Annotated in this window: 13 protein-coding genes; 11 read left to right on the plus strand and 2 right to left on the minus strand. The window is 37.0% G+C overall.

Annotated elements, in window-relative coordinates; all coding sequences use genetic code 11:
* Positions 1-52: 52 nt before the first annotated feature.
* A complete protein-coding gene (locus tag BKP57_RS14590; protein ID WP_072741824.1) occupies positions 53-919 on the plus strand; it encodes a fructosamine kinase family protein in 867 nt (288 codons plus the stop codon).
* 14 nt (positions 920-933) lie between these two features.
* Positions 934-1,386 carry a DUF2269 family protein gene (locus tag BKP57_RS14595; protein ID WP_072741825.1) on the plus strand — a complete coding sequence of 151 codons (453 nt, stop codon included), beginning with the start codon at positions 934-936 and terminating at the stop codon, positions 1,384-1,386.
* Positions 1,387-1,844: 458 nt separating this feature from the next.
* On the opposite strand, the gene pepT is transcribed toward BKP57_RS14595, so the two are convergent.
* Positions 1,845-3,077: a peptidase T gene (pepT, locus tag BKP57_RS14600; RefSeq protein ID WP_072741826.1), complete on the minus strand. Its 1,233-nt coding sequence runs from the start codon at positions 3,075-3,077 to the stop codon at positions 1,845-1,847.
* Positions 3,078-3,782: 705 nt separating this feature from the next.
* On the opposite strand from pepT, the gene BKP57_RS14605 reads away from it, so the two are divergent.
* Together BKP57_RS14605 and BKP57_RS14610 are read left to right on the plus strand one after the other, a co-directional pair.
* Complete coding sequence (locus BKP57_RS14605) at positions 3,783-4,625, plus strand: sulfurtransferase (RefSeq protein ID WP_072741827.1); 843 nt, start codon at positions 3,783-3,785, stop codon at positions 4,623-4,625.
* On the plus strand, positions 4,625-5,191 hold the full coding sequence (locus tag BKP57_RS14610) for a DNA-3-methyladenine glycosylase I (protein ID WP_072741828.1): 567 nt from the start codon (positions 4,625-4,627) through the stop codon (positions 5,189-5,191). Before BKP57_RS14605 ends, BKP57_RS14610 begins: the two co-directional genes overlap by 1 nt.
* A gap of 445 nt (positions 5,192-5,636) precedes the next feature.
* Here the strand turns inward: BKP57_RS14610 and BKP57_RS14615 are convergent, their stop codons facing one another.
* Entirely contained in the window at positions 5,637-7,406 is a 1,770-nt protein-coding gene (locus BKP57_RS14615) for a methyl-accepting chemotaxis protein (RefSeq protein ID WP_072742444.1), read from the minus strand.
* A 784-nt stretch (positions 7,407-8,190) separates the two neighbouring features.
* Between BKP57_RS14615 and BKP57_RS14620 the strand changes: the two genes are divergently transcribed.
* The 7 genes from BKP57_RS14620 (at position 8,191) to BKP57_RS14650 (ending at position 16,713) form a co-directional block, all read left to right on the plus strand.
* Positions 8,191-8,703, plus strand: coding sequence for an N-acetyltransferase (locus tag BKP57_RS14620; protein WP_050351374.1), 513 nt, complete (start codon positions 8,191-8,193; stop codon positions 8,701-8,703).
* Between the two features lie 286 nt (positions 8,704-8,989).
* Positions 8,990-9,232, plus strand: a complete 243-nt coding sequence (locus BKP57_RS14625) for an ATP-binding protein (protein WP_072741829.1) — start codon at positions 8,990-8,992, stop codon at positions 9,230-9,232.
* A gap of 413 nt (positions 9,233-9,645) precedes the next feature.
* Complete coding sequence (locus BKP57_RS14630; RefSeq protein ID WP_050351372.1) at positions 9,646-10,395, plus strand: hypothetical protein; 750 nt, start codon at positions 9,646-9,648, stop codon at positions 10,393-10,395.
* Between the two features lie 201 nt (positions 10,396-10,596).
* Positions 10,597-11,358: an ABC transporter ATP-binding protein gene (locus BKP57_RS14635; protein WP_050351371.1), complete on the plus strand. Its 762-nt coding sequence runs from the start codon at positions 10,597-10,599 to the stop codon at positions 11,356-11,358.
* The gene (locus BKP57_RS14640) at positions 11,355-13,796 is read left to right on the plus strand and encodes an ABC transporter permease (protein ID WP_072741830.1); all 2,442 of its coding nucleotides are present in this window, start codon (positions 11,355-11,357) and stop codon (positions 13,794-13,796) included. Before BKP57_RS14635 ends, BKP57_RS14640 begins: the two co-directional genes overlap by 4 nt.
* Positions 13,797-15,108: 1,312 nt before the next feature.
* Entirely contained in the window at positions 15,109-15,696 is a 588-nt protein-coding gene (locus BKP57_RS14645; protein ID WP_050351369.1) for a TetR/AcrR family transcriptional regulator, read from the plus strand.
* Between the two features lie 72 nt (positions 15,697-15,768).
* Complete coding sequence (locus BKP57_RS14650; RefSeq protein WP_072741831.1) at positions 15,769-16,713, plus strand: SDR family NAD(P)-dependent oxidoreductase; 945 nt, start codon at positions 15,769-15,771, stop codon at positions 16,711-16,713.
* Positions 16,714-17,076 lie beyond the last annotated feature (363 nt).

Below are 17,076 nucleotides of genomic sequence, written 5' to 3' on the forward strand. Positions count from 1 at the left end.
GTGGAGACGTTTCATAATACTGATTTGCGATACGAAAGGAGTAATCTGTTATATGAAACAACGCTTCCAGAAGCTGTTACAGCAGGCGGGAGTAAAAGAGAAAGTCATTAATTCGAAAAGGGTGACAGGCGGTTCTATTAATGAAGCCTACCTTGTAGAAACAAAACAGCAAAAATTTTTCATCAAATATAACGAAGCTGCACCAAATCACTTTTTTACTCTAGAAGCAATGGGGTTGCAGCTTATACAATCTACCAATACGATTCATGTTCCAGACGTCATCAGCTATTCCGATGAACAGGACGAGCGGTTTTTAGTGTTGGAATGGGTGAGTGGGAATAAAACGCAGCAAACGGATACGCTACTTGGTGAGCGGTTGGCAGCAATGCACCAAAACATGGGGGAACAGCATGGATTTACCAAATCTACATTTATAGGTACACTGCAGCAACCGAATGGATTTTATGATAGCTGGTTAGAATATTATCGTGATCGACGTCTGCTCACACAGTTACAGCTTGGAGTGGAAAGAAACGTTATAAGCGGAAAACGACGTGAAAAGCTTGAACAGTTACTTATGCAGTTAGATCGCTGGATCCCAGAAGATATCTCCCCATCCTATTTACATGGTGACTTGTGGGGGGGGAATTGGATTGTCGGTAAGCAGGGTGTGCCTTATTTAATTGATCCCTCTTTTTTGTATGGTGACAGACATTTTGATTTAGCTTTTACAGAGGTGTTTGGTGGTTTTTCAAAAAATTTCTATCAAGCCTATGAAGGCACTTTTCCTACAAAGAATTATTATAGAGATTGTAAGCCGGTATATCAACTGTACTATTTATTAGTTCATTTAAATTTATTTGGCGAAGTATATGGACCAGAGGTGGATGCGATTCTTAGTTATTATTTAGGAAACTAGAGGGAGCAAATAAAATGGAGTTTTATGACATATTGGTATTTATTCACATCATTTCAGCTATCGTTGGGATGGGTCCTGGATTTTTGATGATTATGCCAGTTAAAACTGCGACAACTATGACTGAATTGCGATATGGATTTAGGATTCGAGCCAAATTACATTGGCTAGTCATGATTGGTGGAACATTGTTATTGTTAACAGGTTTAGCAATGGGAGTACTTCGTCCCTTTTTATTTTCTCAAGGGTGGTATGTAACAAGCTTATTGCTCTTCCTGCTTGCTTTAGCATTTGGCCCCCTCGTGCTATCTCCACGTTCAAAACCAATTAAAAATCTATTACAAATGCATCATGAGGATACGATACCAGATGAGTATTTTAATTTGTCCAAAAAACTATTTTTCTATGAAAGAATAGAAAGCCTTTTGTTTTTCCTTATCATTATTTTAATGATTACGAAGCCGTTTTAGTAATGGGATGCTACAAGTTGGAATAAATAAGAATTTTTTGCGAAATTCTGAGAGCTTAACCTACCTCGGGATTTTATTTTTTGGTGTAAAATGGAAAATCGCCGAAGTTCACAATCACTCAAACCCTATAGCGGAGATGCGTTCTAGCTAATGACTTGCTCGATTTAAAGGGAGGGACGCTTAAACCAAGGGTACTCATACTCGAATTCGGGAAGGTCTTGCTAATAATACCGTAAATCGTGCAAGTCAGAAATCAGCCCTCTAGTGGCGTCGTAAACCACGTGAGTAAGCCATCAGATCGAGCAAGGCACGCCAATTCGAGCATGTAAGCACGAGAGTCATTTAAGACAGCCTCCGTTTTCAAGCAGTACGTCTTGCCAACCCAAGCAATGCCATCATAAGAATGCACATAAAAAAGTGCCAACAGACGTCGGTTGGCACGTTAATAGCTATTATATTTAACTTCGTTGCTCAAATAGCTTACAAATTTCAATAATCGTTTGAGTTGCTTTGATCATATTATTTACAGAAACATATTCAAATTTACCGTGAAAATTTTCTCCTCCAGTAAAGATATTTGGAGTTGGCAGTCCCATGTACGATAACTGAGATCCATCAGTACCGCCACGGATTGGCTGTACAATTGGTTCGATATTTAGATTTTTCATCGCATCATAGGCAATATCGACAATTTCCTTCACAGGCTCGATTTTTTCTCGCATATTATAATATTGATCTCTCATTTCCAGGGTGACAGATTCTGCTCCATACTTGGCTTGAAGTTTGTCCGTTATTTGGTGAAACACGTTCTTCCGCTTCTCGAATGTATCTTTATCAAAATCTCTTATAATGTAGATTACTTCCGCGTTTTCCACATCACCATTAACCGAGCTTAAATGATAAAATCCTTCATATCCTTCTGTATATTCGGGAGCCTCTTGGTCTGGAAGTTCGTTGATAAAGGCTGCTGCCATTTTTCCGGCATTGATCATTTTATTTTTTGCTGTTCCCGGATGCACGCTATTGCCTTTAAACAATATTTTAGCTGCTGCTGCGTTAAAACTTTCATACTGCAACTCGCCTAACGGTCCACCATCGACGGTGTAAGCATATGTGGCATCAAATCGTTCGACATCAAACTTATGTGGTCCACGACCAATCTCCTCATCTGGTGTAAAAGCGACCCGAATTTTACCGTGCTTGATTTCCGGATGTCTAATCAAGTAGTTCATAGCTGTCATAATTTCCGCAATGCCTGCTTTGTTATCAGCACCAAGCAAAGTTGTCCCATCTGTAGTGATCAGCGTATGCCCCTTATATTGTGGCAGTTCTGGAAAATCAGAAGCAGACAGCACGATATTCTGATCTTCATTTAAGACAATATCGCCACCATCAAAGTTCTCAATAACTTGGGGCTGCACATTTTTTCCTGTGAAATCCGTTGCTGTATCCAAATGTGCCAAAAAACCGATTGTCGGTATGTCTCCATCCGTGTTTGCTGGAAGTGTTGCCATGACATAGCCAAAGTCATCTACGGCAACATCTACCATGCCAATTTCCTGAAGTTCGTGAACTAAGTGATTGGCTAATTCAAGTTGTCCTGGGGTGGATGGGGTAGCGTCATTGCTTTCATCTGATTGTGTATCCATTTTGGCGTATGTGATAAATCTTTCAATCATTTCTTCTTTCATGAATCGTCAGCTCCGATCTGCTTTAAATGTAAAACAAGTTGCTCGATGAGGTTGTTTCAAAAGTGCATTGAAAATGACACATCGAATTTCTCGTTAGCTCGTTTCTCCATTTGGAAAAGGATACCCCCTTTTCCTGTGTGAGGGTTTCGAGGATGCCTATACTAGCGCATATGTATCTGTACTTCTATGGGATATTCTACGTTGGCTCGTCCTGTGGCGGGGTAGAAGTCAGCACATTCTGTACAAGCGCGCTCCTCGAAACTTCGCCGCCTAACTCAGGCGCCAAGATGCGCTAGTGTCAGCGTTGCAACAGGATAAGGAAGGCTACGACAGCAATACACCGCACGCAGAAAAAGTGTTTTTCTTTTTCAAGGGCGCCCTGAAACCTTAGCCGACCTCGGTCCTTTAACCTCGCTTTTTGAACACGCACTTTATGTTAAAAAGTATGTACCTCTATGCTTCACATAACTTATTTGAAAAATAGTACTGTTTATTTATTCTTCATATCATGCAAAGTATTTCTTTTATTATAACTTAATTACGCTAATTTTCTAAACAAAATACTTCGTGTCCCTAAGTTAGGGGTAGGCATGAATCCGCTTATCGTTTAAAATAAGGTTAGGATATAAAGAGTTAAAAAGATTACGGGATCATATCGAAAACCTTCGCTGTTCATATCTGTTTAAAAATACTGGAGGGATAACATTGACATATGTCATTAGCGTGGAACGCCTGAAGAACCGGTTGAAAAATAATTTAAAGAATACAGTAATCATTGATGTTCGTTTTCAATTGATGGATCCAGAAGCAGGTAGAAAGGCATATTTGCAAGACCATATCCCTGGTGCAATTTTCATGGATATTGAAAAAGATTTGTCCGGTAAAAAGTTGAAACATGGAGGAAATCATCCACTTCCAGATCTCACGATGCTTGCAGCTAAATTAGGAAAAGTCGGCGTAGATCATGCTACAACAGTTGTTTTATACGATGATCATAATGACATGTTTGCTGCAAGAGCATGGTGGTTGTTACATTACATGGGACATAACAAAGTGTACGTCTTAGATGGTGGATATACCCGCTGGAAAGAAACAGGGAACGAAACGACGGTAGAAATTCCACAACTTAAGCCGAAATTATTTCACTTGAAAATGAGACCAAACCAAACGGCAAATATGGAAGAAGTGAAAGAAAAAGTAAAGCAAAATGCTGCTGTTTTAATTGATTCTCGCGCAAAGGAGCGTTATTTAGGAGACCATGAGCCGATGTATGCTAGAGCAGGGCACATACCTGGGGCAAAGCATTATTTCTGGAAGGATGTACTTGATGCGAATGGTTCATGGAAAAAGAAAGAAGCATTAGAAAAGCAATTTGCTTCTCTATCTAAGGATGAGGAAATCATTGTCTCGTGTGGTTCTGGAATATCCGCTTGTCCGAATATTTTAGCGCTGAAATCACTTGGGTTTAAAAATGTGCAGCTATATCCAGGTAGCTTTAGCGATTGGATCTCATATGAAGATAATGAAGTCGCGATTGGAGAAGATTGATGATCAAACAGAGATGCCAATGGGTTACAGATGATGCCGTTTATATTGCTTATCACGATCATGAATGGGGAAAACCACAATACAACGATCAGAAATTGTTTGAAATGCTTTGCTTAGAAGGAGCACAAGCAGGGCTAAGCTGGATTACCATTTTAAAGCGCAGAGAAAATTACCGCCTTGCATTTGATCAATTTGACCCGATAAAGATAAGTAAATATAATGATCAGAAAATAGAAACATTACTCCAAAATGAAGGGATTATCCGCAATCGTAGAAAAGTAAATGCATTTATTAAAAATGCACAGGCCTTTTTGAAAGTACAAGAAGAGTTTGGCGACTTTTGCACGTATATCTGGTCATTTGTCGGTGGAAAGCCAATGATTAATCATTGGCAAAAACATGAAGAGGTTCCTGCGTTTACAAAAGAGTCCGAGCAAATGAGTAAAGACTTGAAACGTCGTGGTTTTCAATTTGTTGGACCGACGATCTGTTATGCATATATGCAAGCAACGGGAATGGTCAATGATCATACACGTGACTGTTTTTTATATGCCGGCAGAAAGTAACGATGTTAATTCATGTTATAAAAATGGACCTCTCGCTTGTCTTACTTCCTGATTTTTAGTAGACCATATACGAAATTTTCCCGCTACTAATAAAGTAAAGTTTAGGACTATTTTTTTGTTTTGAAAGGAAGCACCCTCGGGAGCCAAGTCCTCGCTTGTCGAAGCAAGAAATTCGTCGTTGAATTCATAAACAGCCTGTCTGAGCCAGAATCCGATCAGAGCGAGAAAGACGCTAACTAAGGTAAGGAAATAGATTACCGTAGCGAGAACGTGGCAGAGCCTTGAAATATATCAAAGTGGTGTAGGAGAACAACCTTTTCTAATATGGGTTCCGTCCATCTTCCAGTGCGTCTACAGATGGACGGATGGCATCTTTATATCAATCTTTGACCATGAGTTGTTGGCAATTATTTGCTCGTTTTCCACCACTTCAGCCATTTGTTTTTCATAGCTTGAAAACGTTCACTTGTTTGTTAAGCTCTTTAGCTAATTCAGCTAGTTCATCTACATTATAGGAAACTTGTTCCATCGTACTGGTTGTTTCTTCTGTAGAAGCGGCTACTTGCTCTACACCAGCAGCAGATTCTTGTGAGATGGAAGCCATTTCTTTGACGAGTTGATCCATGGATTCGCTTGTTGTAGTATTTTCTTTCAGCTTGATAGAAATAGCTTGCATCTTTTCAATCATATTGGTAATAGCGCGGTTCATTTGTTGGAAGTTGGTGCCTGTGTCTTCAATCTGCTTCTTTCCTGTTTTTACTTCATCATAACCTTGATGCAGGGAAGCAACCACTTCGCTCGTCTCTGATTGAATACGTTGGACAATTGTTGTAATTTCACCCACGGATTGAGCGACTTGTTCTGATAGCTTTCTTACCTCATCCGCTACCACTGCAAAGCCTCTGCCATGTTCCCCAGCTCTTGCGGCCTCAATAGCAGCGTTTAGGGATAATAGATTGGTCTGCTCTGCAATATCTCGAATAACCTTAATGAGCTTAGAGATTTGGTTAGACTGTTCATCCAATCCCCTTACCTGTTGCACGGCCTGCTCCATAATGGCGTCAATTTGATTCATTTGCTGAACGGACTGTTCCATCAGTTTGGAGCTGTCTGTTGTCCATTGCTGAACATCACTAGCATCTGTCATTACTTCATTTCCTCTTTGCTCCGAAATATGAACATTATCGACAAAGCTATTCATTTTTTCTGACAACTCATTGGCTCCTGTTGATTGTGCCTCTGTACCACTAGCTAATTCCTCCATCGTTGCAGCAATTTGGTGGTTGCTTTCTTTTACTTCACTTGCTGATTTTGTTAACTGCCCACTTTGGGTGGAGACAGATGACGTAGCCATTTGTACGCTGTGGATGATGTCGCGTATTCGTTCCTTCATCATGTGTACGGATTGAGCAAGTTGTCCTATTTCATCTTTTGCTCGATCCTCTTCTTGTTTTACCTGTAAGTTCCCAGATGCTACTTCTTTTGTTGATTGGACAATGCTCTGTAATCTTGCTGTAATACCTCGGCTAACTATAATCATAAATGGAACGCCAATGACCAATGCTAACAGATTAGTGATAGCCAATATGTATACGCTCCTGTTTGAACTGTCCTCCGCTTCAGCGATTGCGGCAGCTTGCTGTTCTTGTGTTTGCTCTAGAAGATTGTTAACAAGTGTAAGTGTATCTGTACGAAGTCTCCCTGAGTAGTGGCGAATGGTATTAGCAAATTGTTCTCTTCCTTCTTCGACAGAAGTTACCATCCGTTCCATAAAAGCTTCATCAATGGAAGCATTGTTTTGCAGAATATCGTTGAAAATGTTTTTTTGTTTCTTCCCGTCAATCGTTTTGTCTAACTGTTGTGCGATTTGATCAAATTGCTCTTGATAATCCTGGAAAGCGCTAAAATACTTTGTATTCTCAGTGATTAAATAATCAGCAGATTGTACATCTTTTGCCTGAATGATAATTGCTAATTGCGATATTTGATTCGTCTGCTCTTGTAACTCATTTACTTTTTGAATATCCTTTTGTCCGCCTTTTAATTGTACATATACAATTACGGAAGAAGTAAGGAGTAAGGCAATGGTGAAAAAGAAAACAGATAAGTATTTTTTATGAATGCGCAAATTTCGCCAAGTAAAAATGAGTTTTTTCCTAATGGTTTTTGTCTTCTTTTTTTCGTTCGTTAATTTCTTTGCTTTCTTTTTCTGCATGGAATCCCCCTCTATAGCATTTGTCATAGAAAATTCGCTCACTTCATTTTGCATAATGCTGCATATTCCTGCGCTTTAGGAGTGGCAAAGAATGGTAATAAAATCACCAATTTGATGTTCAAAGATAAGAAGTATAAAATTAGGTGCTTTAGGATAACGAAATAACCGACTAGCCACGTCCGGCGCAAACGCCAGCAACGATGCGACTTTAGAAATGCGCCCTCCGATAAGTCATCTTCGGTTCGTCGCTAAGGGGAAGGCCGACTAAAGGCTAGCCGCTCAGGCGTCGGCATACCCCTGTTTTTAGTGGCATGATTCCTTTATCTTTAGTTGATTCGTTCCATTCGCTACGTTGCTAAACGGGCGCCCCGCGCCTTTGTTCCACTATAGGAAAGTATAATATTTTTTGGTTTATAGTATAAGAAAAACAAAGGCTTCCGCCATAAGACTTGGCGACAAGCCAAGTTTTTCTAAAAAGCGTTTTGATTAACAAACAAAAGCAACACTTCACGATTGCGTAAAAATGCTTTCCTTCTTCATGGACAAGGAAAGTTGCGGTAGAAATAACAACACGATTTTTAAGTTTTTGGAGATATTGTCTACTAAATAAGGAATCCCTTTAAGAAAATTGTCTTATAAAGGAAACAGAACCTTTGTTTACATATCGACAGAATAAAGAGTAATTTGAAGTGATTATTGCAAATTTTTTTACATTTGCGTTAGTTCCTATTCATCGTGTAGAATGTCAAATTGTGTGCGTAAATTTAAAAATGCAGGTGATATCATGCAAAGTACCGCTTTTATAGAAAACGAAAAAAATAAGCAGGAATTACAGGAAGAACTGGATGCACTGGAAATTCAAGTCTTTCGCATGCAGGAAAATGTGAAGGAAATTGCCAAAAAAGCATATATCGTTAGTATTGACCAAACAAAAGAAGCGAATTGGGTCATTGTTTATGCCAATCGAAAAGCAAATACGATTCAACTTATGCTTCACGAATGTACAAAACCATTTCGAGGGAATTGGGATTCTGCTATTGAAGCTGAATATAAATCAGAAACCACGATTCATATTTCCGATATTAAAGGCGAACAAAATAAAGGATTCGGTTCGGTCTTAATGAAACATTTAAAAGAGATTGCCCATCAAGAGAACAAACATTATATTACAGGCGATATTGTCAAACGCGATTTTGATCATGTGGAACGACTAAAACACTTTTATACGAAGCATTACTTTGATATAAGTATGGATCATAATGAGCAGAGTGGAAAAATTGTTTGGAGTCCGTGCTAATTCGGTGGTATCCATGAACGAAAAAATAATGGCTTTGTTACACACGCCAAGCTATTCAAGCGGAATGTTTTTTCATGCTTTGTCGCGAACAGTTCCTGGGTTGTTTAAAGATACGGGGAGGTCATTTATCCCAGATGTGAGTTGCCGTAAGATCCCCATTTCGGGGATCCTGAGTAGAAACAAAGAAGTTTAAGTCGGGATACGGCACCTTCCACGCTGCATCAGATATAGAGATCGCCGTTTGCCCACTAAGCGTCTACGACCAAATTCCTCAGGAGGGAGAGCGATGAAACAGGTGATTGATACATACTGTGAATCACTCAAATTATCCACCATCCAGTCAGAATGGCGTACCCTCACGAAAGAATCCTCTAAAGATAATACACCATATCATGCCTTCCTGGAGAAACTGTTGGAAATGGAAAATCAAGCGAGAATAGAACGAAGCAGACAAACCCTACTTAAGCTGGCCCGTCTACCTTTTAGGAAAACATTGGATACGTTTATGACTTTGAGCATATTTTTCTGATGTAAGAATAGCATTCGATTGTTATTTAGCCTTCTTAGCTAATAAGGGAAATAATTTAAGGGCATTTCTATATAAAATTAAACTGGAATCTTTATACATTGACTCGTAGTTAATTAATTGTAGTTAGTGATAATTATATATACGACTATTAATATTTTGAAACTTTCAGAGAAATAGTATGTTATTATTTTAATAAAACAAAATATACTAGAAAAAATTGGAAGTGAGAAACAGTGGAAAAGTCAATAGTTTAGGGTTCCTGGTTGAATAATAATGAAAAAATGAATTAGCAACTCGTTAAGTGTGTCTTTTGTTAACACTTTGGCTTATTGGATAAATTTCATAATAAATGTCATATACTATAAATCTCAAATTAATATTGATATAAAATAATCTATTTAGGAGGAGATAAAATGCATAATGAGTTATTTGATTTAAAAATTGGAGATGAAATAATTAATCAAATCTCAAAAGTATATTTTAAGTATACAAAACCCTATTTTAGGGGGTTGGTTTTACATGGTTCGGCACTAAAAGGAGGGGCTATTTCAAATTCTAGTGATATAGATTTTAAATTGTTTTTAGACGATGAAATATTCAGGCCGAATGGTACATTACCCATGGATATATATATAGGGATTAATAAAGGATTATCAAGAATAAATATTAGTCCATTCAGCTATATTCAATGTGATGCTGTTCCAATATCGAAATTAGGAGAAATGATAGGTCTTGTGAAGGGAAGCTATAAATTAATTAGCGGTGATATATCGATAAAAGAGCCAACAAATTCTCAATTGAAAAATGAGGCTATAAAACACTTGGAAAATGTGGAGGTTGTTCCAGAGTATTTTTCAGGACTTCTTGATAGTGGGAATAACAGATCAATAAGACTACTCAGGCTCTTAACTACTCAGGTTTCTCCGGTTTTGTATCATGTTGCAACTTTAACATCTGGTGATGGGAATTTAGTTTGGAAACTTCCCAAGAATGAGGTTTTAAGTTACTTACCTTATGAAATCGGCAACCGTTCAAAAGTATTTTACGAAAAGTTATTTGATTTTTATAATAAAATAGACTCTGATATAGATATCATAGACTTAATTTATTCTGGGTATTTAATTTTATTGGAGGTTACCAATTGGTATGGAAAGAAATATTAATTATTAAAATTCCAGTCCTCAAATATATAGATAATTGTATATAAATGGTGAATTTCTAAGAATGAATGTGGAGCTCTACAGTATAAATGTAAACTGTAAGGGCTCTAATTTTTGCGGTAGTGTATTTTTTAAAGTGCTTAAAAAATAATTATTTTGCGCAAACGCTTGAACTAAATGTTACTAGTAAACGAGGTGTCTTAAATGAGTGAGGTAATCCTTGAAGTAAAGAACTTAACGAAAGAATACAAAGGGCAAGGGTTTGAAGTGAAAGCATTAAAAAACATATCCTTTAAAATAAATAAGGGCGAGTTTGTTGTTATTATGGGGACAAGTGGATCAGGTAAAAGCACGTTATTAAATATCCTGAGTGCGCTTGATGCTCCATCTTCTGGAACGATTAAGTTAAATGGAGAGTTACAAGAAAAGTTATTTAAAGAACCGAATGCTTCATTTTACCGTCAAAAAAATATTGGCTTTGTCTTCCAAGCTTACAATCTATTAAAAGATTTAACAGTTGAAGATAATATCGTAATACCATTAATCTTACAAAATATGAATAGGGAGATGATTGATGAACGTTTAGAAGAAATTCTAAATGTACTCGGATTAACAAAATGGCGGAAACATCGTCCAACGCAATTGTCAGGTGGCCAACAACAACGTGTAGCAATCGGACGTGCTATTATTTCGCAGCCCCCGATTATATTAGCTGATGAACCAACTGGGAACTTAGACTTTAATACTTCAAATGAAGTGCTAGAGTCCCTTTATGAAATGAAAAATCGATTTAATCAAACTGTTTTACTTGTCACGCATGATCCGACTGTAGCTAATTATGGTGATCGAGTTCTTTTCTTCCACGATGGTGAAATAGTAGGGGAGTATGAATGCAGAAGTGAGAATGATTTAGAAAGTATTTTAAATATCTTTAAAAAAATTACGGAAAGAAGTAAAATACAATGAAAACGTTAAGAGGCATTTCATTTCAATTATTTCGTGCAAATCGTCTCATTATCTTAACCTCCATAATTAGTATTACGATCGCTACGATATTAGTAGTGACCATGGTTCTATATTCATTGAATGCGAAGGAATCCATGGAACAATCATTTAGGACTTTGTATGGTGACGCTGATTTATCCGTTGGGTATGATACAGGAGAAACTAAATTTTTAAATCAAAGTTTAATCCAGGAAATTGAATCTCAAAACGGGATTGAAGATGCTGCCGAAGTAGCTATATCTCATCTGACAATTGATCAAAAAGGCTTAGAATTATATACGCTAGGTGTAACAAATAATGATTTAACAAAAAGTAGATTCAAATTTAACGAAGATTTAGATGAATCATCCGTCATATTAAATGAAGGATTAGCTGCTACATTCGATTACAACGTTGGTGATAATCTAAGTATAGAAGGTAAAAGTTATCGAGTTATTGAAATTATCGAAGACATCAAAGGTACTTCTAACGTTCCAGATCTATTAATTATGCATCAGGATAATGTGAAGCCTTTTTTACGAAATGGGGAAGAAGCGACATATGTAATGATCAAGGGCGAGGAAAACCAAGCTTCTTTAGATATGGCGGACAGCATCAAACAGATCGATCCTGATTTTCGTATTGATGTTTTTGAAGAAGATCCTCTGGTTAGTTCGAACATCAAGACACTAAATGTTTTCATTGTCATATTATCAGCCTTAATTCTTACGGTAACTTCATTATTAGTCATATCAAATTTTGATATCATTCTATACAAACTTAAAAATCAAATGGCTATTTTGCGTTCGATTGGTGCTACTACAAAACAAGTTAGCAGGATCATCTTTTTTCAAAGCTTCGTTATTAATACAATAGGTGTAGGTCTAGGAACAATTTTTGCTATATTAGGGGTTCAACAGATATTTCATTTCGCAGAAGAGGCACTAAATTTACCTCCTACTACCGAAAAGATTAATATGATTTTAGTCATTCTAATTGCTCTCATTTGTTTCATCGTTTTTCAATTGTTTATGTTGATTCCAGCATACCGTAGCACAAAAATCTTGCCGTTAAAATTAATACAGGAAAATGAAAGACAAGGTTTTATCCTAGAGAAAAGTAGGACACGTCTTATCAAAGTTTTGTCCATCATAGCTGGAATATTCGCTCTTATCGGTTATGTTTTATCCCATAAAAATGAATTTTTTATTTTGTTCGTTTTAATTGGGATATCATTGTTTTTAATATGTCTCATCTTCTTGTTACCTAACATCATTACGTTATGCATAAAATTGTTGCTACCCATCATTGATAAGATATTTGGTAAAGAGTCTTTTATTGCGATAAATAATTTACTTCCACAAGTTAGGAAGAATACGCTAGCTATTATATCCATAAGCACATTACTTGTTATTGCAATATTTGGTACAACCATATTAAATACAATACAAAAAAATAGTGAAACATTCTTATTGGATCAATATGAAACACCAATTGTGATAGAAAATCGTCTGATAGAATCTTCTACGCTGGATCCGATAGAGGTTAGCACCGATATTGAAAAAATATCAAGTGTGGAAGGCACTTATTTTTATAATGGTTTAGATATGATGTACTATTTGGATGGTAATAAAGAAATAAGAATGGATGTTGCAGTAACAAATAGCGATATCGTAACAAACATTCCGAAAGATTCGCTGGTGATATCTGAAAAGTTCGCAAAACAGAACGGCTTTAAGAAAGATGATAGCCTTTCTATAGGTGTTGATTCAGAAGATTTATCAGCAATCCAACCCTTGGGTGAATATAAAATAGCAAGTATTAGTAATCAACTAGATGATGACACGGATATCATCATTAGTTGGGATCATTCTTTAAATCGTTATCGTACGTTTTCACATTTATATGTAGAAACTCAGGATGAAGCGACTACATTAGAAGAACTTAACCAATTAAGCTCAAAATACCCTGAACTAAAAATAAATGCTTTCAGCGTAGCTCAAAAGGAATCATTAAATATGTTTCTTCAACGATGGGCAATATTTATCATCGTTTTAACGATTCTAGTCGTTTCAACATTAATTGGTGTTTTCCATTCGTTAATCAATTCCATGTTGTCTAAGAGAAAAGAATATGCTGTCCTCAGGTCAATGGGAGTCACCCCTTTAGGTATTAAGAAAATCATACTCACGCAAATATTAATATATGTGATGATCGGGTTGATTCTAGGGATCATTATTGGTTCGATCCTTTCATTACTAATTGTATTAATTGATCCTACGCCGGTAGTTTTTAATTATAAAATCATTGGAAGTCTTTCTATCATCATTTTGCTCATTAGTATCGTCGTGTTCACAACGGTAGGATCCTGGTTGACAAAAAAACCTGTAATGAACGAAATGAATTTCGATGGAAAATAAAAAACATAGTTGAAGATCTGGTGGGCTGTCACCACCCTAAAAGTCCGGTATACGCCGAACTTTTTGAAAAGAGAAAGTATAAAATGAGGTGCTTGGGGATAACGAAATAACCGAATAGCCACGTCCGGCGCATGAGCCCAGCAACGATGCGACTTCGCGAAATCGCCCTACGATAAGTCATCATCGGTTCGTGGCTAAGAGGAAGGCTTGACTAAAAACGGGCTTACCGCTCAGGCGTCGGCATACCCCTGGTTGCAGGGGCATGATTCCTAAATCTTTAGTTGATTCGTTCCATTCGCTACGTTGCTAAACGGGCGCTTGCGCCTTTGTTCTGTGGAAAATGGCGAATGCCCAAGTTCAAATTCGAGTCTAAAGAAATTATAGAAGAGTTTGAATAAAACGAACAGAAAGTGGAAGAGCAAATCAATGCTTGAAACATTTGAATGGGAAAACGGGCTTGTTGCTAGAACAACGGAAGAACAACCACATTATTTGAATGAAATTTAAAGTGGAATAAAAACATGTTAAATTTATCTAATTAAGCTATAAACATGAAGACTCTTACTAGTTATACATGAAATAAAAGCGAGAGGTTGACTAACAAACTTATAATTAGTCACTTTTCAACCATTTCCAAACCCCTTCGACAACATAAGGCTCTGGACTATTTTCTGAAAAACTATTTCCATTAGTTGAAAAAAGATAGTAGGTTTATTGGGAAGAATTTTGATCCGTCCGTACCTTTTCTGGGGGAGAAACAATGAAAAAAATTACTAATAAACAAAAATTTCTCGTCTGTGTGGTTTTCTAATTTAGCCTCAATTCTTAGTGGCCGACTTAGAGAGTTGGTAATCCCACTAGTTGTTTTAGAGTTAACTAGTTCTCCACTAGTTACTAGTTTAGTAGTACTGTCACAACAAATTGGGACTATAGTTTTGGCTATACAGAATAGGTACATAGGTTGAGACCAAGAATAAAGTGAAAATAGCTACTACATTTAATTTAATATACGCTTCATGTGTATTTTTATTAGCATTTTTAATAACTTCTCAACAATTTAATGAGTATGGCATTCTATATGTACTAGCCTTGCAATCTTTTTTACCACCTTTTGCGGAAGGGTTTACCAGTTCAACTCCTCCTGTATTCCTGAACTCCCCGCTGGGCATAAGAAGTGGATTTTAAGCTTAATTTTACCGTTTTGAACTAGAAAGAAAGTTTATAAGAAGGAGTTCACAATATCCGTTTGACAGGATAGATCAGTTGATATATTATTAAATTGAACACTGGTCAATTAGATGGAGGTATACGAATGTCTGCTAGAAAAGCAGTTGCTAAAGAGCTGACACGTGATATGATTTTGCAAGCGGCAAATAATTTATTTGTTGAAAAAGGGTATCAGCATGTGAGCATGAGACAAATTGCAACTAAACTAAACTATAGTCATGGATCGCTATATTACCATTTTAAAAACAAAGCAGAGCTGTTTTTTGCATTAGTCGAAAAGCATTTTCAATTGCTTGATGAGAGAATGTGTGCCATTCAGGATAAAGATATTCCCGATGAGGAAAAACTGCGACAGCTAATGCAGGATTATATTGCATTTGGGCTGACACACCAAAGTCATTATGAAATTATGTTCCTAATAAGGGATGATGAGGTGCGCACTTTTATGCAAGAAGCTCCAATGAAAGCTTATCAAAGATTTGCTCATTTCGTTGCTAATTGGAGTGAAGAAACGCTCTCTGTTCAAGTGATTTGGTCTATGTTTCTATCTTTACATGGTTTTGTAACCCATTATTTAAGGCATGTAAATGAATACGCCGATGTTGAACAGATGGCTAAACGTCATGTCGATTTACTCTTGCAATGGACAAAGACAGGCCAAAATAATGGCTAGCGCTTATTAGCGAAGCCAATCTTTTTGGCTATTAATTGACCAGTGGTTAATAAACGCAGAGGAGATGAAACAGTGAAAAAAGCGCTCGTATTAGGAGCTTCTGGTGGGATGGGCTATGCAATTGTTAAAGAATTGGTTAATCGCGGAGTTGAAGTAACGGCTTTTGCACGCTCAATAAATAAATTAAACCATCTATTCTCTCGTTACCCGACAGTGACGATTATTCCTGGGGATGCATTGAACCAAAACCAATTAACGCAAATAGCAAGAAACAAAGATATAATTTTCCACGCCATTAATTTGCCATATGGGGATTGGGAAACAAAGCTTCTTCCCTTAACAGATAGCATCATTCAAGCAGCCCGAAAAAATAATGCTAAACTAGCGATTGTGGATAATATTTATGCATACGGCAAGTGTAACGAAACGGTTAAAGAATCAACAGTAAAGACTCCACACACGAAGAAAGGAAAGCTAAGGTTACAAGCAGAAGAACGAGTAAAGAGATCGAGAGTTCCTTATGTACTTGCTCATTTTCCTGATTTTTATGGCCCCTACGCAGAAAATACACAATTAAATTTTACAATTCAATCGGTTATTCAAAATAAACGTGCCTGGTTTATAGGAAGCCAATATCTTGCAAGAGAGCATCTTTTTACATTGGATGGAGCACAAGCACTTGTTAATTTATCATTTCAAGACGAAGCTTACGGGCAACATTGGAATATACCTGCAACTCATCCTGTAACGGGACGGGAGTTAATACGCTTGATTCGGGATTTAACAGGGTATCAGAAAAAAGTATCCACAGTAACAACCAATATGCTAAGGCTTCTAGGTGTTATTGATCGTCAAATGCGAGAGTTTGTTGAAATGCAATACTTAAATCAGCAAGCCGTTATTTTAAATGGAGGAAAGTATGAAAAATTAATAGGTCCGTTGCCACGAACATCTTACAAAAAAGGTCTTGAGCTTACAATAAGATCATACCAAGGCTTAGAACATTTGGGGAATTAAAGTAAGTATAAACTAAAGAATGTAAATGACTTCCGATATTCCAGTTCCAGTCATTCCTCAACAACAAGTGAAAACGGTGACGCAGTTTGCAAAACAAATACTTTATGCTCTTAACTTTGGATAACAGGGAAACGTTCATGGAATAAGCTATAGCAAACAAGTAAGAATGCAGGATTCGAAGTATAGAAGTAGGCGGGGAAAACACACCGTTGTAGCCGACTTTACACATAATAGGAGCGATGTGTTGATTTTTAGGTATCTGTTTCTGCAACATAATTGGTCTTTCAAAATCATTTTACGGTAGTTAGAGTATAGATTCGCATTGACATGGGGGGTACTTTTTGGATAAACTAGATTTAATTA

It is taken from the genome of Virgibacillus sp. 6R (assembly GCF_001895305.1).
Lineage (GTDB): Bacteria > Bacillota > Bacilli > Bacillales > Amphibacillaceae > Virgibacillus > Virgibacillus pantothenticus.